This window comes from Prevotella sp. P6B1 (assembly GCF_000702825.1).
In the GTDB taxonomy this organism is placed as follows: Bacteria; Bacteroidota; Bacteroidia; order Bacteroidales; family Bacteroidaceae; genus Prevotella.
In genome coordinates this window covers 192,529-214,930 of sequence record NZ_JNKF01000012.1, presented here as the reverse complement: position 1 = coordinate 214,930, position 22,402 = coordinate 192,529, and the positions used below count along the sequence as shown (strand labels likewise).

The 22,402-nt window shown below is 47.7% G+C and carries 23 protein-coding genes; 9 read left to right on the top strand and 14 right to left on the bottom strand.

From position 1 onward, the window contains the following. Positions 1-24: 24 nt before the first annotated feature. From T495_RS0107820 to T495_RS0107800, 5 genes are all read left to right on the top strand, one after another. Positions 25-744, top strand: a complete 720-nt coding sequence (locus T495_RS0107820; RefSeq protein WP_033148237.1) for an ABC transporter ATP-binding protein — start codon at positions 25-27, stop codon at positions 742-744. 94 nt (positions 745-838) lie between these two features. Further along, on the top strand, positions 839-2,095 hold the full coding sequence (locus T495_RS0107815) for an ABC transporter permease (protein WP_033148236.1): 1,257 nt from the start codon (positions 839-841) through the stop codon (positions 2,093-2,095). 2 nt (positions 2,096-2,097) lie between these two features. Then, entirely contained in the window at positions 2,098-3,342 is a 1,245-nt protein-coding gene (locus tag T495_RS0107810) for an ABC transporter permease (RefSeq protein ID WP_033148235.1), read from the top strand. A 34-nt stretch (positions 3,343-3,376) separates the two neighbouring features. Beyond that, positions 3,377-4,492: an efflux RND transporter periplasmic adaptor subunit gene (locus T495_RS0107805; RefSeq protein WP_033148428.1), complete on the top strand. Its 1,116-nt coding sequence runs from the start codon at positions 3,377-3,379 to the stop codon at positions 4,490-4,492. Positions 4,493-4,498: 6 nt separating this feature from the next. Continuing rightward, complete coding sequence (locus T495_RS0107800; RefSeq protein WP_033148234.1) at positions 4,499-5,830, top strand: TolC family protein; 1,332 nt, start codon at positions 4,499-4,501, stop codon at positions 5,828-5,830. Positions 5,831-5,913: 83 nt separating this feature from the next. On the opposite strand, the gene T495_RS0107795 is transcribed toward T495_RS0107800, so the two are convergent. From T495_RS0107795 to T495_RS0107785, 3 genes are read right to left on the bottom strand one after another with little or no spacing between them, the layout of a single operon-like run. Continuing rightward, on the bottom strand, positions 5,914-7,167 hold the full coding sequence (locus tag T495_RS0107795; RefSeq protein ID WP_033148233.1) for a glycosyl hydrolase 53 family protein: 1,254 nt from the start codon (positions 7,165-7,167) through the stop codon (positions 5,914-5,916). Positions 7,168-7,183: 16 nt separating this feature from the next. Continuing rightward, positions 7,184-7,372: a hypothetical protein gene (locus T495_RS0107790; RefSeq protein ID WP_013064993.1), complete on the bottom strand. Its 189-nt coding sequence runs from the start codon at positions 7,370-7,372 to the stop codon at positions 7,184-7,186. A gap of 21 nt (positions 7,373-7,393) precedes the next feature. Next, a complete protein-coding gene (locus tag T495_RS0107785; protein ID WP_255347597.1) occupies positions 7,394-8,587 on the bottom strand; it encodes a phosphoribosylaminoimidazolecarboxamide formyltransferase in 1,194 nt (397 codons plus the stop codon). Positions 8,588-8,655: 68 nt separating this feature from the next. On the opposite strand from T495_RS0107785, the gene T495_RS15875 reads away from it, so the two are divergent. After that, a complete protein-coding gene (locus T495_RS15875; RefSeq protein WP_155949976.1) occupies positions 8,656-8,808 on the top strand; it encodes a hypothetical protein in 153 nt (50 codons plus the stop codon). Between the two features lie 45 nt (positions 8,809-8,853). Here T495_RS15875 and rplS read toward each other — a convergent pair whose 3' ends face one another. Then, on the bottom strand, positions 8,854-9,213 hold the full coding sequence (gene rplS, locus T495_RS0107780) for a 50S ribosomal protein L19 (RefSeq protein WP_028902160.1): 360 nt from the start codon (positions 9,211-9,213) through the stop codon (positions 8,854-8,856). 173 nt (positions 9,214-9,386) lie between these two features. Here rplS and T495_RS0107775 point away from each other — a divergent pair, with 173 nt between their 5' ends. Next, positions 9,387-10,151 carry a 5'-nucleotidase gene (locus T495_RS0107775; protein ID WP_028902161.1) on the top strand — a complete coding sequence of 255 codons (765 nt, stop codon included), beginning with the start codon at positions 9,387-9,389 and terminating at the stop codon, positions 10,149-10,151. A gap of 3 nt (positions 10,152-10,154) precedes the next feature. Further along, entirely contained in the window at positions 10,155-10,997 is an 843-nt protein-coding gene (locus T495_RS0107770) for a bifunctional UDP-sugar hydrolase/5'-nucleotidase (RefSeq protein ID WP_033148231.1), read from the top strand. A 2-nt stretch (positions 10,998-10,999) separates the two neighbouring features. On the opposite strand, the gene T495_RS0107765 is transcribed toward T495_RS0107770, so the two are convergent. Then, a complete protein-coding gene (locus T495_RS0107765; RefSeq protein WP_033148230.1) occupies positions 11,000-11,707 on the bottom strand; it encodes a porin family protein in 708 nt (235 codons plus the stop codon). A 172-nt stretch (positions 11,708-11,879) separates the two neighbouring features. On the opposite strand from T495_RS0107765, the gene T495_RS15590 reads away from it, so the two are divergent. Next, positions 11,880-12,047: a 4Fe-4S binding protein gene (locus tag T495_RS15590; RefSeq protein ID WP_013065171.1), complete on the top strand. Its 168-nt coding sequence runs from the start codon at positions 11,880-11,882 to the stop codon at positions 12,045-12,047. Between the two features lie 176 nt (positions 12,048-12,223). Here the strand turns inward: T495_RS15590 and T495_RS0107760 are convergent, their stop codons facing one another. From T495_RS0107760 to T495_RS0107720, 9 genes are all read right to left on the bottom strand, one after another. After that, positions 12,224-13,648, bottom strand: coding sequence for a lipopolysaccharide assembly protein LapB (locus tag T495_RS0107760; RefSeq protein ID WP_155993524.1), 1,425 nt, complete (start codon positions 13,646-13,648; stop codon positions 12,224-12,226). A 73-nt stretch (positions 13,649-13,721) separates the two neighbouring features. Continuing rightward, positions 13,722-14,681 (bottom strand): PstS family phosphate ABC transporter substrate-binding protein, encoded by a 960-nt coding sequence (locus T495_RS0107755; protein WP_028902165.1) that lies wholly within the window; start codon positions 14,679-14,681, stop codon positions 13,722-13,724. A gap of 18 nt (positions 14,682-14,699) precedes the next feature. After that, positions 14,700-15,533 (bottom strand): energy transducer TonB, encoded by an 834-nt coding sequence (locus T495_RS0107750; protein ID WP_033148228.1) that lies wholly within the window; start codon positions 15,531-15,533, stop codon positions 14,700-14,702. A gap of 22 nt (positions 15,534-15,555) precedes the next feature. Continuing rightward, positions 15,556-16,221: a biopolymer transporter ExbD gene (locus T495_RS0107745; RefSeq protein ID WP_028902167.1), complete on the bottom strand. Its 666-nt coding sequence runs from the start codon at positions 16,219-16,221 to the stop codon at positions 15,556-15,558. A gap of 7 nt (positions 16,222-16,228) precedes the next feature. Then, entirely contained in the window at positions 16,229-16,846 is a 618-nt protein-coding gene (locus tag T495_RS0107740; protein WP_028902168.1) for a biopolymer transporter ExbD, read from the bottom strand. Positions 16,847-16,888: 42 nt separating this feature from the next. Then, positions 16,889-17,719, bottom strand: coding sequence for a MotA/TolQ/ExbB proton channel family protein (locus T495_RS0107735; RefSeq protein WP_033148227.1), 831 nt, complete (start codon positions 17,717-17,719; stop codon positions 16,889-16,891). 118 nt (positions 17,720-17,837) lie between these two features. Continuing rightward, positions 17,838-19,031 (bottom strand): pyridoxal phosphate-dependent aminotransferase, encoded by a 1,194-nt coding sequence (locus T495_RS0107730; protein ID WP_033148226.1) that lies wholly within the window; start codon positions 19,029-19,031, stop codon positions 17,838-17,840. A gap of 101 nt (positions 19,032-19,132) precedes the next feature. Beyond that, positions 19,133-20,344: a bifunctional 3,4-dihydroxy-2-butanone-4-phosphate synthase/GTP cyclohydrolase II gene (locus tag T495_RS0107725; RefSeq protein ID WP_028902171.1), complete on the bottom strand. Its 1,212-nt coding sequence runs from the start codon at positions 20,342-20,344 to the stop codon at positions 19,133-19,135. A 28-nt stretch (positions 20,345-20,372) separates the two neighbouring features. Next, positions 20,373-22,361, bottom strand: coding sequence for an LptF/LptG family permease (locus T495_RS0107720; protein ID WP_033148225.1), 1,989 nt, complete (start codon positions 22,359-22,361; stop codon positions 20,373-20,375). Positions 22,362-22,402: the final 41 nt, after the last annotated feature.

Below are 22,402 nucleotides of genomic sequence, written 5' to 3'. Positions count from 1 at the left end.
TTAATAAAGGTAATAACATATTGTATGATACACTTAAAAGACATCAACAAGACCTATCAAGGTGCTCAGCCGCTCCATGTGCTGAAGGGTATCTCGCTCGACATCGAGAAAGGTGAGTTCGTCAGCATCATGGGCGCCTCGGGCTCCGGTAAGTCTACACTGCTAAACATCCTGGGTATCCTGGATAACTACGATTCGGGTACCTACGAGCTGGCAGGCGTACCCATTTGGGATCTCTCAGAGCGGAAGGCTGCTGAGTATCGCAACAAGATGATTGGTTTTATCTTCCAATCGTTTAATCTCATCTCTTTCAAGACCGCCGTGGAAAACGTTGAGTTGCCATTATTCTATCAGGGGGTATCCAGAAAGAAGCGTCACCAGATGGCGATGGAATATCTGGATAAGTTAGGCTTGGCCGACTGGGCTGAGCACTACCCCAATGAGCTGTCGGGAGGACAGAAGCAACGCGTGGCTATAGCCAGAGCACTCATCACCCGTCCACAGATTATCCTGGCCGACGAGCCTACGGGCGCCCTCGACTCGAAGACATCTGTGGAGGTGATGCAGCTGCTGAAGAAGCTGAACCAGGAGGATGGCATGACCATTGTGGTGGTAACTCACGAGAGCGGTGTGGCTAACGAGACGAACAAGATCGTACATATCAAGGATGGCATCATCGGCAATATCGAAGAGAACCTCGATCATAATGCATCGCCATTCGGCAGCGGAGGACTAATGAAGTAGTAATATTAGCAACGGACAACAGGACTAACAGGACTGATTAATCCTAAGAAAAAAGTCCTTATGTCCTGTAGTCCGTTGCAAAAGAATAAAGACTATGCACGATATAATAACTGAAATATGGCAGACGGCACGAAGGAATAAACTTCGTACTACGCTCACAGGATTTGCTGTGGCGTGGGGCATCTTTATGATTATCGTGCTGCTTGGAGCTGGAAACGGACTCATCAATGCCACGATGAAGATGAGCGAAGACTACCTGACTAACTCGATAGAGGTGAGCGAAGGTGTGACTTCGATGCCTTACAAAGGTATGAAGGAAGGCCGCTATATCCAACTGAACAAGCACGATATGGAAGCTACGGAAACAGAGTTTTCGGAGAACGTAGATGAAGTGGGTGCCTGTTACTATACCACCGCCATGGTTACCAATGGCGATAACTATAAGAGTATCCAGATAGCAGGCGTTTACCCTGTTCATACCCAGATTGTGAAAACGCATATCATCTGTGGACGATTCATCAACGATATCGATCAGAAAGAGCGCCGCAAGGTGCTGGTGCTTGCCGACAGTCAGGCCAAGGAACTGGAGCCTAAGGACTACAAGACACTGTTGGGTAAGTTTGTCAAGGTGGACAACTTCTCATTCAAAGTGGTGGGCATCTATAAGAGTCGCGACGAAGGGTGGGGTAATGCCTATTCATCGTACTCGGCCATCAAGAGTATCTATGGTGCCAATACACCCAGCATAGGTAGAGTAGAGTTTACCTTCCACGGGTTGAACACAGAGAAGGCCAACGATGACTTTGAGAAGGACTATCGCAGGCGTCTGAATGGTGCTCACCAGGCTCATCCTGACGACAAGCGCGCCATCTGGATATGGAATAACTATACGCAGGGCATGCAGATGAACAATGGTATCGCCATCATCCATACCTTCCTTTGGGTGATAGGACTCTTTACCTTACTCTCTGGTATCGTAGGCGTATCAAACATCATGCTCATCACCGTGAAGGAGCGTACCCATGAGTTCGGTATCCGTAAGGCCATTGGTGCCAAGCCATGGAGCATACTGCGACTTATCATCACAGAGAGTGTGATTATCACTACCATCTTTGGCTATGTAGGTATGCTGTTCGGCGTTTTTGCCAACGAGTATATGGATGCCACGCTGGGCCACGAGGTGACTGACCTGGGTATGGAGAAGATAACCCTGTTTGTTGATCCTACAGTAGGACTGGATGTATGTATCGAGGCCACGCTGGTGATGGTGATAGCTGGTACTATCGCAGGACTCATCCCTGCCTATAAAGCAAGTAGAATCCGCCCCATCGAGGCATTAAGAGTTGATTGATTATGAGAATAGATATTGATTCATATAGAGAAATCATCGATACGCTGACTCGCAATAAGTCGCGCTCGTTCCTCACTGGATTCGGTGTGTTCTGGGGCGTGTTTATGCTGGTGGCACTGATGGGAGCCGGACAGGGCGTGAAGGAGAAACTGTATAGCAATTTCGATGGTTTTGCGCAGAATACCGTGATTATTGGTGCCGATCCAACCTCGAAACCCTATAAGGGCTTCCGCAAGGGGCGCTATTGGTATATGGAGTATAAGGATGTGGACCGACTGAAGCAGCAAGTACCAGAACTGGATGCTGTTGCGCCAATCCTGATGGGACGTGGATCGACGGCCTACTATGGAGACCAGAAAACTACCCCCAGAATACAGGGTGCTGTGCCTGAGATGGTGAATATTATCACACCAAAGATATATTATGGTCGTTTCATCAACGAGATGGATATTCAGGAACAGCGCAAGGTGTGCGTGATTGGTAAGAAGATATACAAAGACCTGTTTAAGGAAGGTGGCGACCCTTGTGGCAAGAAAATCCGTGTGGACTCTACCTATTACGAGGTGGTTGGCGTTGACTATAGCTCAGGTGGTATCTCTATTGGTGGTCGCTCTGAAGAGCGCATCACCATCCCCATCACCCTGATGCAGGCTGCCTTTAATCGTGGTAATGCCGTTGATATCATTGCTGCCACAGGCCGTCCTGGTGTGCTGATGAATAAGATTACGCCTCGTATCCGTGCGACTGTTGCCAGAGCACACTATATCGATCCAACTGATGAACAAGGTGTGTTTGTATTCAATACCGAGCTGATGTTCCAGTTGATCAACAACCTGTTTAAAGGCGTGAACGTCCTGATCTGGTTGGTGGGCTTAGGAACCCTGTTGGCAGGTGCCATCGGCGTGTCGAATATCATGATGGTAACGGTGAAAGAGCGTACCACAGAGATTGGTATCCGCAGAGCCATCGGTGCTACTCCCAAGATGATTCTCTCGCAGATTATCTCAGAGAGTATCGTGTTGACGTTAGTGGCAGGTATGAGTGGCATCCTCTTCGCTGTGATGATTCTGCAGATGCTGGAGATGTATAATACTGAGGATGGAATTATACAGACCCACTTCCAGGTAGGCTTCTGGACGGCTATCTTCTGTGCCTTCGTGGTCAGCACGTTAGGTGTGCTGGCAGGACTGGCCCCAGCCGCAAGAGCTATGAGCATCAAACCCGTTGACGCCATGCGAGATGAATAAAAGTGAAAAAGAAAATAATAAAAACTATAAAAGTATGAAAAAGTACAGCAAACTGATTATCGCCGCTATCGTAGCGCTGATTTTCATCGGAACATTCGTGTTCCTGTGGCAGAAGAGCCAACCCAAGGAGATTGTCTACAATGAGTTTACTCCCCAGACAGACAGTATCCAGAAAACCACCATTATTACAGGTAAGATTGAACCTCGCAACGAGGTGAATATCAAGCCGCAGATCTCTGGTATCATCGCTGAACTGCTGAAAGAGCCAGGCGACTATGTGAATGCTGGCGATGTGATAGCCAAGGTGAAGGTGATTCCTGATATGGCGCAGCTGTCGAGTGCTGAGATGCGTGTACGTCTGGCAGAAATCAATCTGAAACAGGCTGAGACCGACTTCCAGCGCGAGGAGAACCTCTATAATCAGAAGTTAGTAAGTGCCGATGAGTTTGATAAGACCAAGATGAGCTTGGCTCAGGCCAAACATGAGAAGATAGCTGCTCAGGATGCGCTTGAGGTAGTGCGCGATGGTGTGTCGAAGTCGAATGCCAAGGCTTCATCTACGCTCATCCGTTCAACTATCAGCGGTGTGATTCTGGATATCCCTGTGAAGGTGGGTAACTCGGTCATCCTCTCGAATACCTTCAACGATGGTACGACTATTGCCACTGTAGCGAATATGAACGACCTGATTTTCCGTGGAAACATCGACGAGACAGAGGTAGGTCAGCTCATTAGCGGCATGAACATGAAGATAACCATCGGTGCTCTGCAGGACCTGAAGTTCGATGCGGCCTTGGAGTATATCTCGCCAAAGGCTGTGGAGAGCAATGGTACTAACCAGTTCGAGATCAAGGCAGCTGTGAAACTGTCGGAGAACGGCAAGAAAATCCGTTCAGGCTATAGCGCCAATGCCGAGATTGTGCTGGCAAGGGTTGATAAGGTACTCTGCATTCCTGAGAGCGCCATCGAGTTCAGCGGCGACAGCACCTTTGTTTATGTGGTCAAGGGCGAGGGTAAGAACAAAACCTACAATCGTACTTATGTGGAGACAGGACTCTCTGACGGTGTGAACATTGAGATCAAGAAGGGTATCACAACTAAGGATAAGGTTCGTGGCCCAGAGATTATTACGGATGATAAAGAAAAGTAAGCGGTTATGAAAAAGTATATATTAACCATCGTTGTTGGCTCGTTGGGATTGGGGACTGCCAGTGCCCAGAAGGCGTGGAGCCTGCGCGAGTGCTGCGACTATGCCATCGAGCATAATATCAGTATCAAGCAGCAGCAGAATGAGCGTCGTCAGCAGGAGCTGCAACTCAGCAATGCCAAGAACTCACGACTGCCGGATCTGAATGGTAGTCTGGGACAGAATTTCTCGTTCGGCCGTGGTCTGACTGCCCAGAATACTTATACTAACACCAATACCTCATCGACATCGTTCCAGTTGGGTGCCAGCGTGCCTATCTTCACTGGTTTCCAGATTCCTAACCAGATAAAGCTGAACCAGCTGAATCTGGAGGCTGCTACTGCCGACCTGGAGAAGGCCAAAAACGATATCCGTATGCAGGTGGCTCAGGCTTATGTGCAGATACTCTACGATATGGAGATGGCTGATGTGGCGCATCGACAGATTGCAATCGACTCGGCTCAGGTGGTTCGTCTGCAGGCTTTTGTGGATAACGGTAAGGCCAGCGAGGCTGAACTCTCACGACAGAAAGCCACTTTGGCTAACAGCAGGTTGACTGCTACCCAGGCTGATAACAACATGAAACTGGCTGTGCTGAGTCTGACTCAGCTGTTAGAGTTAGCAACCCCTGAAGGTTTTGCGATTGTACGCCCTACGGATGAGGAGCTGGATGCACTTGGCAAGCTGGATGGTATGGTGAGCCCCGATCAGATTTATGCTGAGGCTATGGGGGTACGACCAGAGATCCTCTCACAACAGCTGAAGCTAAAGGGTACTGCGCATAACATCAAGATTGCTCAGGCAGGACATTGTCCGACCCTCTCACTGAGTGGCGGACTGGGTACCAACTATTACACCACCTCGGGCTTTAAGTCTGATGGCTTCAGCAAGCAGTTGAAGAACAACTTCAGCCAGTATATCGGTCTGAATCTGAGTGTGCCTATCTTTAATCGTTTCCAGACACGCAATAGCGTTCGCAACGCCCGTATCCAGCAGGAAAACCAGCAGTTACAGCTCGACAATACGAAGAAAACGCTCTATAAGGAGATTCAGCAGGTGTATTACAACGCCCTGAATGCGCAGAGCAAGGAGAAGAGCTCGGCTGAGGCTGTACAGAGCTCGAAAGACGCTTTCGAACTGATGCAGGCCAAGTATGAGAACGGAAAGGCAAACATTACAGAGTTCAACGAATCGAAGAACAGCTACCTGAAGTCGGAATCCGATATGGTTCAGGCACGCTATGAGAATCTGTATCAGCACGCCTTGCTGGAGTTCTATCGCGGCAAGGAACTGAATTTCTAAGCTACGTTATCTATTTTGTATCCCAAACTTTGAAACTTATGTTGCAAAGTTTGGGATTTAAATTTCAAAGCGTGAAATATAAATTACTTCACGATGATTTTTCTTTTGTTAGCTACATAAATCCCTTTTGTATCGGGCTTTTTGTTTACTTTGCAACCACTAAGGGTGTACCAGCAGTCTGGTTGCGCTGTCTCTGTCTGTAGTAGCTGCATCCCTGCGCTCTCATCGCAGAATTTTTTCAGTTCGAAGAGCGCTGGCAGAGCCTTACCCGTTTCATTATCAAAGAGTGAGGCATTGTACCAACCATCAGTTACGCGTTGGGTGTTCCAATCAAGACCATATTCATTGGCTTCAGGGAACCACCAGAACAGGCCTTTCACATTCTGATGCTGGTTGAGGGTGGTTACCAAGGCGGCAGTGAATTGGCGCTGACCTTCGTATGTAAGGGGATAGCCTGTGGCATTATCGCCTACCTGGTAGTGGTAGCCACAACCTGTTTCCACCACCATGATATCTTTTGTGGGGAATGTGGTCTCAAATGCTGTTAATGCGGCGTCCAGTTGGGTAAGGTTGCCATGATAGTATGGATAATAGCTGGTGCCGATGATGTCGTAATCCACTTCGTTCTGATCCATTCTCTGATAAAAGTCTGTGATCTGCGGAATATTGGGCACGCGCTCTGTGTGGATAATGATTTTGGCATTTGGACATACTTCGCGGCAGGCTCTTCCTGCATTCTTTAGGGCAGTGGTGAGGCTACTCCAATTAGTGTCCTTATAGCCATTCCATTGGGTGTTGGCTTCAACCTTACACCCCGAATCCCACATCATGCCGTAGGTGATCTCGTTTCCTGTCTGGATAAAGTCGGGCGTAGCGCCTGCTTCAACTAATGCATTCAGGCAGTCCTTGGTATAGGTGTAGATATACTCGGTGGCTGGGGTGTTTACCGTTTTGAACGATGCGGGCGTGGCTTGCTGACTGGGGTCGGCCCAGGTGTCAGAGTAATGGAAGTCTAATATGAACTTCATACCAGCATCCTTGATGCGCTTTCCTAATGCCTTTACATAGGCCAGATCCTGTCGCACACCTTCGCCTTTATCCTCCGTGCTGGCTTGGCTGGGGTCTACAAACAGGCGCACGCGCATGGCGTTCAGGTCCTGATCCTTAAAATACTGGAGTAGATTGTTGATGGGATTGCCATCGGGATCCATGTAGTTGGCACCATGCTCTTCGTAGGTGGGCAATAATGAGATGTCGCCACCTACATACTTCTGGGCATGAAGGGTGTTCATGCCGCAGAGTAGGGTAGTTGTTAGTAATATTTTTAGTAGTTTCATTTTATTATGATATTGATTATTTCTTATGACGGTTGGCCCGTTGCTCACGGTATTTGGCTTTCTGCCTTGCAGAGCCGCTACCGTGAGCACCAGTGATATACTTCTTTTTCTTGGCTTTAGTCTTCACCTTGCCATCGTCTTTCGGCTTGTCACCTCCACGTCCGAAGTTGATGCCGTTCTCAAGAATGTTCTGAAAATCGTCCATGAATTTACAATTTGCCAATGATTAATGGTGGAACAGGCGTACACCAGTGAAGGCCATTGCGATACCATACTTGTCGCAGGTGTCGATAACATGGTCGTCGCGAACAGAGCCACCAGCCTGAGCGATGAACTCTACGCCGCTCTTGTGTGCACGCTCGATATTGTCGCCAAAGGGGAAGAAAGCGTCGCTACCCAGAGCCACCTTGGTGTTCTGAGCAATCCATGCCTTCTTTTCTTCCATCGTCAGCACTTCTGGCTTCTCTTTGAAGAACTGCTGCCAGGTGCCCTCGCGCAGTACATCGTCGTGATCCTCTGAGATATACACGTCGATGGTGTTATCACGATCAGCACGACGGATATTGTCGATGAAAGGCAGGTTCATCACTTTTGGATGCTGGCGCAACCACCAGATATCAGCCTTGTTACCAGCCAGACGGGTACAGTGGATACGGCTCTGCTGACCAGCGCCGATACCGATAGCCTGTCCATCCTTCACGTAGCATACTGAGTTGCTCTGGGTGTACTTCAGGGTGATGAGGGCGATGATCAGGTCGCGCTTAGCCTCGGCAGTGAAGGTCTTGTTCTGGGTAGGCATGTTCTCGAAGAGTGCATCGTCGTCGAGCTTGATCTCGTTGCGGCCCTGTTCGAAGGTGATGCCGAATACCTGCTTGCGCTCGATAGGCTCGGGAACGTAGGTAGGATCGATCTTGATCACGTTGTAGGTACCCTTACGCTTGTCTTTCAGAATCTCAATAGCCTCAGGTGTAAAATCAGGTGCAATCACGCCATCGCTCACCTCGCGCTTCAGCAGCTTAGCTGTGGTAGCGTCGCAGGTATCGCTCAGAGCCACAAAGTCACCATAGCTCGACATACGGTCGGCACCGCGTGCTCTGGCGTAGGCACAGGCGATAGGACTCTCGTCGAGGTCCTTCACGTCGTCCACGAAGTAGATCTTCTTCAGGGTGTCGCTCAGGGGCAGACCAACAGCTGCACCAGCAGGGCTTACGTGCTTGAACGAGGCTGCTGCAGGCAGACCGGTAGCGGCCTTCAGTTCCTTGACAAGCTGCCAGGCATTGAATGCGTCGAGGAAGTTGATATATCCAGGACGACCGTTGATTACTTCGATGGGGAGCTCACCCTCGGTCATGAAAATGCGCGAGGGCTTCTGGTTGGGATTACATCCGTACTTGAGTGCTAATTCTTTCATTTTTGCGATATTTTTTATTTCTGTGTGCAAAGGTACAAAATATTTTTGTAATTTTGCACCAAACTTAAATTATTAACATGGAGAAGAAACGTTTGGCGCTTCGGAAGCTGCTGGAGGCAGTGGAGAAGGAAATCCTGAGAAAACCTGATAAGAAAACGCTCGACCGTCTTTCTTTGTTGGCAGGGTTCCAGAGTTGGGAGGATTTTCAGAAAGCCCTGCATGGGGAATAAAAAAAGAGGCTCGCACACTTGGGTGAAGCCTCTTTTTTTACTTTTTTATTCGCCAACGTTGTGACGCTTTTCCTTAATGCGGGCAGCCTTACCAGTGAGCTTGCGCAGATAGTAAAGCTTAGCGCGGCGAACCTTACCTACCTTGTTAACCTCGATGCTCTCGATGTTGGGTGACTCGATGGGGAAGATACGCTCTACACCAACGGTACCAGACATCTTACGAACGGTGAAGCGCTTCTTGTCTCCGTGACCTGCAATCTTGATAACTACACCACGATAGAGCTGGATACGCTCCTTGGCACCCTCGATAATTTTGTAAGCGACAGTGATGGTGTCACCAGCCTTGAACTCTGGGAACTTTTTGCCGGTTGCAAATGCTTCTTCAGCAACTTTAATTAAATCCATTGTACTTTTTTATAATTAAATTGTTGTATCGTTCCAACGCAACATAACAGGCCTCTCGTTACTTCCTGCCAGCGATTACGCCGAAAAGCGGGTGCAAAGGTACAACTTTTTTTTTGTTTCAACGAAATATTTCGAATATTTTTTGTATTTTTGCACCATTAAAAGAATAAATTATGAGTATAAGACGCGTTTTTTATGTTTCTTTTGCCTCATTGATGCTATTCTCGTGTGCTCCAAAGAATTATCAACTATCTCATATTGAGCGCACTCGCATCATTGTAGATGATCGTTACGATCAGAATCCCGACGAGGCTGCTATCAAGTTTATTGAACCTTTCAAACGGGTTAACGACAGTATCATGGGACCGGTAGTGGGTATGGTGGCACATAACATGCATGCCGATCGTCCAGAGAGCGATTTGTCGAACCTCTTGGCTGATATCCTGGTATGGGCGGCTAAGGATTACGGCGAGCAGCCTGTTCTGGGCATTTATAACATGGGTGGTATTCGTGCCGATCTCACCAAAGGTAAGGTCACCTATGGCGATGTGCTCGATGTAGCTCCGTTTGAGAATAAGATATGCTTTATCACGCTGACAGGCGAGAAGATGCTGAAGCTCTTCCAGCAGATTGCCAAACGAGGCGGCGAGGGAGTTAGTCATGGTGTTGAACTTGTGATTTCCAAGGACGAGAAGTTGATATCTTGCCGTCTGCATGGTAAGGAGATTGATCCGAAGGCAGAGTATCGTGTGGCTACAATCAACTATCTGATTGAAGGTAACGACGGTATGCCAGCGCTCAAGGAGGGTACTAATATCATTGCCCCCAATGACAAGAGTAATAACACACGCTTCCTGATTATGAATTATTTCAAGGATCATCAGGCTCGTGGCTTGGTGGTCGATTCGAATGTTGAAGGTCGTATTAAAATCCAATAAGTTATGCGCAGATTTCACCTGATGATACTTGTAGCACTCTTGTCGGTAGTTTCGGCAGGTGCTAAGACCAAAAAAGAGTTGGTAATACTTCATACCAATGATACACATTCATGCATTTTGCCGCTGAATGAGAATCTGGATAATAAGAACCTGGCTGGTCGTGGCGGATTCCTGCGTCGTATCAATATGATCAAGGAACAGCGCCAGCAGCATCCTGACCTGTTGTTCTTCGATTCTGGCGATTTCTCTCAGGGCTCGGGTTTCTATACCTTGTTTAAGGGCGAGGTTGAGATCGGTCTGATGAATCAGATGGGCTATGATGCGGTGACTATCGGTAACCATGAGTTCGACTTTGGCCTTGAGAATATGGCACGGATCTTCCGTATGGCCAACTTCCCCGTGGTTTGTTCTAACTACGATTTTACTGGTACTCCCTGCGAGGGCTTGGTAAAGGATTATATCATCCTGAAGCGTCAAGGACTTAAGATTGGCGTCTTTGCCCTTGGTGCGCCGATGAAGGGACTGGTGTCGAATAAGAACTGTGAGGGCGTTAAGTTCCTCGATCCTGTTGAGACTTCGAAGAAGTATATTGATATCCTGCGTCGTCAAGAGAAGTGTGATGTGGTAATCTGTTTGTCACACTTAGGATGGGAGATATCTGAATATCCTGATCAGCAGTTCATTCGTGAGATAGAGGGCTGCGATTTGGTGCTGGGAGGTCATACTCATACCTATATGCCTGCCTTGGAATATGCTCCAGACAAGACCGGAAAGCAGATTCCTGTAGATCAGAATGGTAAGCATGGCGTGTATATCGGCAAGCTGGTGCTGACTTTTGAGAAGTAAGCTTATTCGAAATAGAAAGTTAATACTATCATCTTTGTATGCCCGCTCTTAACAGAGTTGGCATACATTTTTTTCTGGTCGTCCTTAAGACTGGCAACATGGCTCTTGTCCAATTTGTTGCCCAGACCATAACAGAATTTCAACTCAGGTATCAGCTTGAAGAATGGCAGATACAGGTCGCAACCCAGTCCCACCTCCAGCATGAGGACGGTACGTTTCAGTTGTACAATCTCCTGCTGATTGTTGGTAAGGTTCACCATCGGACTAACGCCTGCTACCATATAAGGGCGGATGTTGTTCCATCTCTGAGCGGAGAACTTCAGGTCGACAGGTACGGCCAGATAGGTGTTCTTCATGTCCTGTGTCTCTGTCTTGGGGTTGCCTTCAGAATCTAAGTCCTGCAGATTCTGTAATATCAGGTGCTTCGCGCCGAAATGCATGGTGGGCGATATGCGCAGGTTCAGATTACTGGATAAGCGCATATCCGCGAGCACGCCTACTGAGAATCCCACGTTCCAGCGGTCTGCATCATATACAAACGGGTTGGTGTTCTCTAACTCCAGATCCTGCATGTTCATACCTACGGATATACCAAAGTGCATAGGGCGCAAGTCGATGTACGGCTTGTGCTGTATCACGTATCGCTTCTGTGCTTGACAACTCATGGCGATACATAGCGTTATGATGACGGTTAGAAATCTCTGCTTCATACCATATTAATAACGGAGAAATACTTATCTTATTATGTGTGTGCTTATTTTGACATTGTATAAATTATTAAAAATGATACCTAAAATTTGGTATATTTCGAAAATAAATTGTACCTTTGCATCATTAAATGTGAGTATTAACAGTATTAATAACTTAAATTGATTAAGAATTATGGCATATGTAATTGGTGACGACTGCATCGCTTGCGGTACATGTCAGGGTGAGTGCCCAGTAGAGGCTATTTCTGAGGGTGAGAAGTATTCTATCAACCCCGATCTCTGCACAGAGTGTGGTACTTGTGCTTCTGTTTGTCCCTCTGAGGCTATCAGCCTTCCCTAATAAGATAGGACATAGTGAAAGTATAGCAGGTGTTTCCTTATTGGAAACACCTGTTTTCTTTATTGGAAACCAATGTTTTCTCACTTAGAAAACACCATTTTCTAACTTGGAAAATACTCACAAAAAAAGAGATGTTCATTGCTGAACACCTCTTTCTTTGTATTGTAATGCTTGAATTACTTCAGATCACGAATCTGCTGTGCAGCAGCATAGTTGGGGTCGATAGCCAGGATCTTGTTGGCATACTCCTTAGCCAGTGGCTTGTTCTTACCATACAGGAAAGCGTTCGACATCAGGTAGTGCAAGCTATACTTCAGCATGGTGTCCTCACCCTTGGTGCGGTCGGCCTTACCCTCCAGCAGCTCTACAACCTTCTGGTAGTCGGCCTTGGCAAGACCCTTCTCACCATTCTTGTCGAGCTTGTTGTTCATGGTAGCGCACTGATAGGCAACGTATGTTGACTGGATGGGGAACTTCTCACCCATAGCGCGATAAGCCTCGATAGCCTTACCAATCAGCTCAGCCTTGCGGCTTGCATCCTCGTCAGCATACTTTGAGTAGATCTTTGCTACACCTTCCATATCGTCAGAGTTTACATCGGGCTTGCAAGCCATGTACTGCTCGTAGTACTTGATGGCGTTCTCAAACTCCTTGTCCTTCAGATAAGAGTCAGATACACTCTTCAGGATAGCCCAGCGCTTGATCATTGACTGATCGTTAACCAGCTCAAGAGCCTTGTCATAGTGAGTGTACATGTTAGCCTTATCCTCCAGAGCCTGATAGATCAGTGCTGTATAGAAGTGGTCGTACTCAGATACCTTGGCGCTATCGGTCTCGAAGAAATACTTGTTGATGTAGCTCTTGGCAGCCTCGTAGTTCTTCAACTCATAGTTTGAGAACATTGCCAGACGGTTGAATGTTGGGTTGCGTGGCTCCAATTTGATACCAGCCTCGGCAGCGCGGAGAGCATCCTGGAAGTGACCAGTGAAGTAGCTACAACGTACGAACTCGTTCAGTCCTAACTTGTCGAGCTTGTTGATATCAGCCTTAGCATAGTTCTCGTAGGCAGCCTTCTCGTCACCAGCCAGCATATAGATATGTGCGGTGATAGCATCTACGTCCTCATCAGGGCACTGAGCCTTCATATCCTGCAATTTCTTGGCAGCCTGAGTTGGGCTGATCTTACGGTAAACCATGGCCCACTTCTTGTAACCCTCAGGATTCTTTGGGTCGAAGGTAATAGCCTGGTTGTAGTAGCCAGCAGCCTTACCACCATCAGTACCGTAAGCCGACTCGATATCGCCTAACAGCAGATATGCGGGTGCATACTGATACTTAGGTTTGCCAGCCTCATTGGCATAGTTGGCAAACATTCGTGCATTAGCTGTATCCTTCTGAGCATAGAAGGCCTGACCGATCTTAATCAGCGCAGCAGCGTCCTTCTTGTTCTTCTTGTAGGCAGCTTTTGCTAACTCGGCTACATTGGGAGCCTTTGACTTAATTCCATCGAGAGCAGCATTGAGTTCTGCTTCCTGTGCATTAGCGGCGGCGCTGAAACCTGTCAGCATCGCACCCATTAATAGATATTTAATTGCTTTCATAATTCGTGTTTTTTTAATTCTACTTTGTTTACTGTTCTCTCTCTTATGACGTTTATATTTGATTTTGGTTTAATCACTGCTTATTGACAATCACATCTCTGACGTTCATATTGGCTGTTCTTGGGAGCAGTCCGAAGCGCAGGATGATTTTCTGTCCTTTGGGTAGCTGTACAAAGTGAGTAAAGCTACTGGGCACGCCGTTACGTGTGTCATTTAGCAACGCATAGATGGTGCGACGTAGGGGATAATTGCCATTATATAAATAGTACTGATAGGGTTTCCAACTGTTGTATTTCGTTGCCGAATCGAGCTTTGAAACGCCCATCACTGTTATATTCTTCTTAAAGGTCACGTTGGTGGTGTCGCGCTTGTCGTTCAGCCAGTTCGAACCTATAATACCCAAAGAGTTTGGATGGTTCTCAACATAGTCGATAACGGCAGCACTTGTTTTGGCTGCTCCGATGTTGGGGGCGCTGAATTGTTTGCCACCAAGGATGGAGTCTACACACCAACGTACGGTGCTTGAGAGTGGATTGTCGAATACCACATCAATGACTCCCAGTTTGTTTTGTGGGTATATCTCGTCCCACTTGGTAATCTCGCCCTTCAGCACTCGTGCAAAATCCTTGATGGTGATGCAAGAGTCGGGGTTTGAGTTGTTGACGATGATGGCCAGACCGTCGTAAGCTACAGGTATGGCTCTTGGCAGGAATTTCTGGCTGATCAGTGTCTGGCGCTCTTTCTTCGTGAAATCACGTGTGGTGAAAGCCAGCCATGTTTCTTTGTTCATCAGTTTCTTAACAGCATCCTGCTCGTTGATATAAACGGGTGTGATGGAGTCGAGTGTCTGATTAGTGAAATAATATAGTTCTTCGTCAATGATAGGGTAGAAACTTTCATCGGCTGTCAGTATGCTGGCAGCCTTCTGATAAGCTTGCTCCTTTTCAGGATTAGGCTTGTTCCCACATCCGGGGAACAAGCCTAATATCAAGGTTAATCCAACTAATTGTGATAATTTGTTGAATGCGTTCATTTCAGATTTTGTTGAGCATTACTGCAGACGGAATGTAACAGGTACGGTGTACTTTACACGTACTGCGCTACCGTTCTGCTTACCAGGAATCCAGTGTGGCATTGACTTAACAACGCGCTGTGCCTCCTTGTCGAGTGATGGGTCAACGCTTCTTACAACCTTTACATCGGTGATAGAACCGTCACGCTCTACAACGAAGGTTACAACTACACGACCCTGTACACCGTTCTCCTCGGCTACTACTGGATACTTGATATTCTTAGACAGATATTCGAACAGAGCTGCGCTACCTCCAGGGAACTGAGGCATTTCCTCTACCACGTCGAACACCTTGGTCTCTTCAACCTTTGGTGGCTCGGGCTCAGCAATAGTCTCCTTTACTTTAAGAACCTCACCTGCTGTCTCGTCGTTACCTTCAACGTTGAAAGCACCGATAGCGGTGTTGGTCTCCTGCAGTTCTTCCTGAGACTTCATCTCCTGCTCTTCCTTAACCTCTTCGTCCTTCTTGATTTCAGGAACGGTGAAGGCTACAGAGCTCTTGACGCGCTCAATCTCAATCTTCTCGGGTTCGGGCTCATCTTTCTTTTCCACCTTAGCCTCTTTCTTGTCAGCCAGACTGGCCAACTCAACGTCGGTTTCGATGGCTGCGTTACGGGAAGCGATGTAATTATCGATTTGCACCTTTGCAATCACGATTGCTGCGATAAGAGCAAATATAGCAATCATGGTCAGCAGTGCCTTCAAGTTACGGGTTCCCGTCTTCTTGCGCAATTGATAAGCTCCGTATGACTGGTTTTTACCTTCGAATACGAGGTCAACCCAGCTGTTGTCAATAAGATCTATTTTTGCCATAGTCTATTCTACATTTTAGGGGTTACTTGACGCCAGCCTTCTCAATGAGTGCCTTATCGTCGTCACTCATCTTGTCGACATTGTCAATCACATACTTATCAATATTGCTAATGAGCATCTCGTCGAGTGCAGCAACCATATTCTCATAGGTAGCTGTGTTCAGAGGACGGATGATGACGGTCATAGTAGGAACCTTCTCGCCTGAGGGCAGTTCACCCTTCTTCAGCTTCTTCAGAGCTTCCTGATACTGCTCGTCGGTCATCTTTGAGTTGTACTCATTCTTCTTCGCATCGAGCTCCTTCTTAGCCAACTTGATCTTGGCGATAGGGTTGATACCCTCTTCAGTAGTGTGCTCGTTGAGAACCTTCTCAATACCATCCTTACCATAAGTGGTGGGCTTTACGCATGAAGGATCGTCGTAGTTGGGCAGACCAGCTACATACCATACCTTATTGTTTGCACCCAAATAGAGTGTGATGGTGTGAGAAGCCTTTGTTACCTGCTTCTCTTCTTCTTTCAGCTGCGATGTGTCATCGTTTGATGGCATAGTCAACTGCATAGCCTGTGGCTTTGCCAGTGTAGTACACAGCATGAAGAAGGTAATAAGAAGCATCATCATGTCTACCATTGGCGTGAAGTTCACGCGGGTATCCATCTTTTTCTGCTTTGATAGATTCTTTTTTGCCATAATACTACTAGTCGTTTAAACGTTTAACATCGAGATTCGTAATCAGCTGGAAACGGTTCTCGTTCATGTCCTGGAGCTCTGACATCAGCTTCTTGATGGTTCCATAAGAAGTCTTTGAGTCGCACTTGATGGCGAGCTTGATGTCGGGGTTAGCCTCGCGGGCTGCTGTCACCCACTCCTGGAACTCACTCTTACCACCGTTGATACTATCGAGCGGCAGTCCGAGCTTCTGGATGGCCTCGCCCATCTTTTCTGTATCGAGGTTCAGATAGTTAGCAAGCTGAGCCATTGGCGCACCAACCATAGCATCCTCGCGGAAGTGCTTGATCTGGTTGGCATTCAGCTGGATACCAAACTTGTCGGTCATGGTCTCCATCATAGCCTGCATGTTATTCTTGTTTTCGGTACCACAGTAGATGCGTCCTTCTGGAGTTACCAGAATGTTGAGCACATCCTGCTCAGGTATCTTAACCTCTGACACAGAATTAGGCGCTGTGACTGAAACTGGCTCTGGTGTCAGGAATGTTGAAGTCAACATAAAGAAACACAGAAGCAGCGTCATCACGTCTGACATAGGCGTCATGTCAATCCAGATGTCTTTTTTCTGTATCTTAATTTTAGCCATTCTCTAAATGCTTTTTTAATGCGTTAAAAAAATGGATAAAGATTAAGCCTCGTTGTGGTTAGAATCGTATGTAGCGGCGATTGTGTAACCAATCTCGTCGAGAGCGAATGTCAGCTTGTCGATCTTGTTTGAGAAGAAGTTATAAACTACGGTAGCTACCCATGATGTCAAGATACCAGAAGCTGTGTTAACCAGAGCCTCAGAAATACCTGCAGACAGAGCCATAGAGTCAGCACCACCACCAGCAGACAGAGCCTGGAATGATCCGATCATACCGAGCACAGTACCGAACAGAGCGGTCAGAGTACCGAGTGATACGATGGTTGCAACCATTGGGAGGTTCATCTGCAGAGTAGGCATCTCAAGCTGAGTAGCCTCCTCGTGAGCCTGCTGGATCTTAGCAATCTTAGCAGCCTTCTTCAGAGTATCGTTAGCCTCAACATCCTTATAAGCGGCGATAGAAGCCTTAACTACGTTAGCTACAGAACCCTGCATCTTGTCGCAAAGTTTGTCAGCCTCATCGAACTTCTGAGCCTTGATGAGTTCCTTAACCTGAGCGGTGAACTTGGCGAGGTTAATCTTACCAGCGGCGCTCTTGATAGCGAAGAAACGCTCGATACCCAGGCAGATAACGGTGAAGAGAAGAGTCAGGATCAGACCTACAACGAAACCTCCCTTATATACAGTACCCAGCAGGTTTGCAGGATGACCGCTACGGTCGCCACCAACGAAGTTGTTGGGATCACCCATAACGAAGTACCATACACCATAACCAAGAGCTGCACAAATTACCAAGATAACCCATGCTGCCTTAATACCACCAAAGCCCGAATTCTTTTTGGCTGGGGCTGCAGCCTTTGTTGTTGTTGCCATAATTAAAAATAATTTTTTAGTTATTATAAATAAATAAAGATTTGTTTCACCTCGCAAAAGTAGCAAAATAAAGCGGAATACAAGCTAAATTAATACATTTTAACTAAGAATTTCCGAATTATTTTAGTTTTACTACCACTTCTTTGATGCGCTTCATGGCTTCCACAATGTTTTCATCGCTTGTAGCGTAGCTCATTCGGAAGCATTCAGGATCACCGAAGGCGTCTCCACCAACCGTTGCGACATGACCTTTTTCTAACAAATACATGGCGAAATCGGTCGAGTTATTGATAGTGGTTTCACCATCGCTCTTACCAAAGAAACTGCTGCACTTGGGGAAGAGGTAGAAGGCACCTTCTGGCACATTTACCTCAAGTCCGGGGATGTCCTTTGCCAGCTTGACAATGAGGTTACGACGGCGCTCAAAAGCCTGGCGCATATCCTCTACACACTGCTGATCGGCCACATAGGCAAACTCAGCGGCTTTCTGACTTACTGAGCAGGGACCGCTGGTGTACTGTCCCTGAAGCTTGTTACAGCCCTTGACAATCCACTCTGGGGCGGCAATATAGCCAATACGCCAGCCTGTCATCGCATAGGCTTTAGATACACCGTTTACGATGATGGCACGCTCCTTCATGCCAGGGAACTGGGCGATACTCTCATGCTTGCCGATATAGTTGATGTGCTCATAGATCTCATCTGCCAGTACAAACAGGTCGTCGTGCTTCAGGATGACATCGGCTAACGCCTTCAGTTCAGCCTTGCTATAAACGCTACCTGTTGGGTTGCTGGGTGAGCAGAGGATAATCATGCGTGTCTTGGGGGTGATGGCTGCCTCTAACTGCTCTGGCGTCATCTTGAAGTTCTGGTCGAAACCGGCCTCTACGAACTTGGGAGTACCACCTGCCAGCAGTACCATCTGGGGATAGCTCACCCAATATGGGGTTGGGATAATGACTTCTTCGCCATCATTCACCAGGGCCATCACTGTGTTGCACACACTCTGTTTGGCACCATTGCTGACCAGAATCTCATTGACGGTGTAGTCCAGCTGGTTCTCGTTCTTCAGCTTGGCTACGATAGCCTTGCGCAGATCGGGATAGCCTGGGACGGGAGAATAGCGTGAATAATTCTCGTCAATAGCTTTCTTGGCTGCCTCTTTGATAGCATCAGGTGTATTGAAGTCGGGTTCTCCAACACTCATGTTAATTACATCGATACCTTGCGCCTTCATTTCGGAGCTTTTCTGAGACATTGCCAGCGTGGCTGATGGGGCTAAACGCTGCAGACGATTGGATAATTGTGCCATATTATTCTAAATTTTGTGCAAAATTACGCATTTTATTTTTTAATACGAAATAAATGTGCCAATTTTTCACTTTCAGGAGTGAATTTGTGGCATTCTGAGTGTTATTTCAGATGGAGCGTATGTCCCATACGGTTCTTCTTCGTCTCCAGGTAACGCAGATTATACTGGTTGGGAGTAACTTCGATGGGCACATTCTCTATGATTTCGAGACCATAAGCCTCCAGACCTACGCGCTTTACGGGATTATTGGTCAGCAGACGCATCTTGTGTACGCCGATGTGGCGCAGCATCTGCGCACCACAACCGTAGTCGCGCTCATCGGGCTTGAAACCTAAGTGCACGTTGGCGTCGACGGTGTCGAGACCTTCCTCTTGCAGTTTGTAGGCGGCAATCTTGTTCATCAGACCGATACCGCGACCTTCCTGCTGCATATAGATGACCACGCCTTTGCCCTCTTTCTCGATGGCCTGCATGGCTTTGTGCAGCTGCTCACCGCAATCGCAGCGCTTGCTGCCTAAGATATCGCCTGTCATGCACGATGAGTGTACGCGTACCAGTATAGGCTCGTCCTCCTGCCATTCGCCCTTGATCAGGGCCATGTGCTCCAGACCATTACTCTTCTGGCGGAAGGGTATCAAGCGGAAGTGACCGTAATCCGTGGGCATATCTACTTCTTCGCCTACTTCAATCAATGACTCCTTCTTCAGTCGGTAGGCAATCATATCTTTGATACTGATAATCTTCAGATTCCACTCTTTGGCAAAGGCCATCAGTTCGGGCATACGGGCCATGGTGCCATCCTCATTCATGATTTCCATCAGTGCGCCTGCTGGGTAGAGACCTGCCATGCGACAGAGGTCGATGGCAGCTTCAGTGTGTCCGCTACGGCGCAATACACCGTTGTCTTGGGCGTAAAGGGGATTCACGTGTCCTGGACGTCCGAATGTCTCAGGCGTGGCGGTCGGATCAGCCAATGCTTTGATAGTTTCTGCGCGGTCGTGAGCACTTACACCGGTGGTGCAACCTTCGAGTTTATCCACGGTGACAGTAAATGGAGTGCCAAGTACTGAGGTGTTGTCCTGTACCTGATGTGGCAGGTCCAGTTCCTTGCATCGCTCGATGGTAATAGGTGCGCAAAGCACGCCTCGCGCGTGTTTCAGCATGAAGTTTACTTTCTCTGCTGTTATCTTTTCGGCGGCGATAATCAGGTCGCCTTCGTTCTCGCGGTCTTCGTCGTCCACAACAATCACGAACTCACCCTGCTCGAAGTCCTTAACGGCTTCTTCTATGCTGTTCAACTTCATCTTTTCCATTTTATTACACCTTATTTATATATAGTAGTTAATCCTTATGCTTTTTTGACTCCTTGTCGCGTGCCAGTTCATATACGAATGGCATCTTCTCTAAATCTTCGAACGACTTAGGTGTTGGTGGTGCGAATTTGGCCGCACGTTCCAGTATTCTCTCGTTGGTCTCCAGAATGCGGTTCAGGTCTTTGCGCAGACGCAGACGGAACCGGCACATTCTCAGATAGAAGAACGCACCAAGTGGCAGAATCAAACCTGTGATGATGTTCAGCCACTTCTGGCGGAACGGACGGGTGTGCGCATGGGTAGCCACGATGGGGTAGTGGTTCAGGTAACCCAGTATCTGTGCATCCTTGGTATTGGCCAGATCGTCGATGACTTCTTCCAGCTGTTCTACAATCTTCTGGATCTTCTGGTCGTCACCAGGGTGGAAGAACACGTGGATGGGGTTAGGCAGATGCAACAGCTTGTGCTCCTCGCTATATTGTTTGATTTCCTGACTGATCTGCAGCAGATAGTACGAGTCGAGTGCATAGATAGGATCCTCGATGATCACCTCCTTGCGATAGATGTGGCGGTGTGTTCTCAGACCGAATATACGCATGAATACCTGCTTGTACATGTCGATGTTGAATACCACCGAGTCGTTGTTTGCCTTATAGGTAAAGAAGGCAGCGATAGGTGCCAGGACAACGGTTGATATCGTCATGCCATACCATACGGTCCATTGGTCGTCGCGTGCCATCTTCTGACCTGTACTGTCCAGAATGTAGTACACAATAAATACCAGTACGGATATGATGACAGGTACACCCAGTCCTCCTTTACGGATGATGGCACCAAGGGGCGCTCCGATAAAGAAGAAGATAATACAGGTCAGGGCCAGTGTGAATTTAAGGATGGCCTGAATCTGGTGTGTACGGAAATAACGATGCAGATTTTTGGCATAGGTGCCCTTCATCTCCAGGTCGGTAGCACACGATTGGGCGTTGTTGACCGCTACACGCATAGCCGCTTGCTTCTGGTTGTCGTTCAATTTGTTGAATAGCGAGTCGAGGGTGGTGTGGCCTCCTGCCAGTTGCTGGGCTATCTTTGTTGAGTCGCTTGCCGATACGCTGGCCTTTCTGAAGAAGAAACTGGTTCCCTCCTTGTAGTAGGCACGACCTACACTGTCATTAAACTCCTGCAGTGAGTCCTTGTCGTGCAGGATCTTTCCTAAACTCTTCGCTCTCGCGTCGCCTGCGATATCGTTGACATCGGCCATACTGAAGCCACCGTCAAAGTCGAGGACGATGCGTTTGGTGACGAATGTCTCGCGGCGATAGGGTACGTCGGCAGTCCCTGCCAGATCCTGCGAACGCATATTCTCGTTCCATACACCATTATATAATGTAAGCAACAAGTGTTTCTTCTCTGCAGTGCTCTGCATCATACCCGAGTCGGCCAGGATGATGGCCTGATCCTCGTAGCTGCCAGTCATACGGTAGATCATGATACCGTATAGCATACCTGTGTTCAGGTCTTTCTTCTGTACGTAGATGTTCGTGTTAGGCAGACCGTCGTAGAACATGCCCTCAGGAATCTCAACCTCGGGGCTTTTCTGTTTCATACCCAACAGCAGACGGTAGAAGTCCTGGTTAGCCTGTGGACCAACCACGTTCTGGAAGTAGAATGAAACGCCAGCCATCAGTACCGATATGATGATAAGCGAACGGAAAGCCTGCATCAGTGAGATGCCAGCCGCCTTGATGGCGGTCAGCTCAGAACTCTCGCCTAAGTTACCAAAGGCAATCAGCGATGAAAGCAGGATGGCCAGAGGGAAGGCCTGTGGCATCAGCATCAGGCCCATGTACCAGAAGAACTGGGCCATCACCTCCAGTGAAAGTCCTTTACCAATCAGTTCGTCAACATAACGCCATAGGAACTGCATCATCAGCACAAATTGGCAGATGAAGAAGGTTCCTACAAACAGCATTCCGAACTGTTTAGCGATGAATATGTCCAGTTTCTTGATTCGAAACATTTGCTATTTTGCAATTTTGGCTGCAAAATTACAAAAAAAAT

Coding starts and splice junctions, on each gene's coding strand:
- T495_RS0107750 (WP_033148228.1), bottom strand. CDS start 15,533: ATGGCAAAAATAGATCTTATTGACAACAGCTGGGTTGACCTCGTATTC.
- T495_RS0107765 (WP_033148230.1), bottom strand. CDS start 11,707: ATGAAGCAGAGATTTCTAACCGTCATCATAACGCTATGTATCGCCATG.
- T495_RS0107760 (WP_155993524.1), bottom strand. CDS start 13,648: ATGAAAGCAATTAAATATCTATTAATGGGTGCGATGCTGACAGGTTTC.
- T495_RS0107795 (WP_033148233.1), bottom strand. CDS start 7,167: ATGAAACTACTAAAAATATTACTAACAACTACCCTACTCTGCGGCATG.
- T495_RS0107820 (WP_033148237.1), top strand. CDS start 25: ATGATACACTTAAAAGACATCAACAAGACCTATCAAGGTGCTCAGCCG.
- T495_RS0107805 (WP_033148428.1), top strand. CDS start 3,377: ATGAAAAAGTACAGCAAACTGATTATCGCCGCTATCGTAGCGCTGATT.
- T495_RS0107720 (WP_033148225.1), bottom strand. CDS start 22,361: ATGTTTCGAATCAAGAAACTGGACATATTCATCGCTAAACAGTTCGGA.
- T495_RS0107725 (WP_028902171.1), bottom strand. CDS start 20,344: ATGGAAAAGATGAAGTTGAACAGCATAGAAGAAGCCGTTAAGGACTTC.
- T495_RS0107730 (WP_033148226.1), bottom strand. CDS start 19,031: ATGGCACAATTATCCAATCGTCTGCAGCGTTTAGCCCCATCAGCCACG.
- T495_RS0107815 (WP_033148236.1), top strand. CDS start 839: ATGCACGATATAATAACTGAAATATGGCAGACGGCACGAAGGAATAAA.
- T495_RS15875 (WP_155949976.1), top strand. CDS start 8,656: ATGGAGAAGAAACGTTTGGCGCTTCGGAAGCTGCTGGAGGCAGTGGAG.
- T495_RS0107770 (WP_033148231.1), top strand. CDS start 10,155: ATGCGCAGATTTCACCTGATGATACTTGTAGCACTCTTGTCGGTAGTT.
- T495_RS0107800 (WP_033148234.1), top strand. CDS start 4,499: ATGAAAAAGTATATATTAACCATCGTTGTTGGCTCGTTGGGATTGGGG.
- T495_RS0107755 (WP_028902165.1), bottom strand. CDS start 14,681: ATGAACGCATTCAACAAATTATCACAATTAGTTGGATTAACCTTGATA.
- T495_RS0107745 (WP_028902167.1), bottom strand. CDS start 16,221: ATGGCAAAAAAGAATCTATCAAAGCAGAAAAAGATGGATACCCGCGTG.
- T495_RS0107775 (WP_028902161.1), top strand. CDS start 9,387: ATGAGTATAAGACGCGTTTTTTATGTTTCTTTTGCCTCATTGATGCTA.
- rplS (WP_028902160.1), bottom strand. CDS start 9,213: ATGGATTTAATTAAAGTTGCTGAAGAAGCATTTGCAACCGGCAAAAAG.
- T495_RS0107740 (WP_028902168.1), bottom strand. CDS start 16,846: ATGGCTAAAATTAAGATACAGAAAAAAGACATCTGGATTGACATGACG.
- T495_RS15590 (WP_013065171.1), top strand. CDS start 11,880: ATGGCATATGTAATTGGTGACGACTGCATCGCTTGCGGTACATGTCAG.
- T495_RS0107735 (WP_033148227.1), bottom strand. CDS start 17,719: ATGGCAACAACAACAAAGGCTGCAGCCCCAGCCAAAAAGAATTCGGGC.
- T495_RS0107790 (WP_013064993.1), bottom strand. CDS start 7,372: ATGGACGATTTTCAGAACATTCTTGAGAACGGCATCAACTTCGGACGT.
- T495_RS0107810 (WP_033148235.1), top strand. CDS start 2,098: ATGAGAATAGATATTGATTCATATAGAGAAATCATCGATACGCTGACT.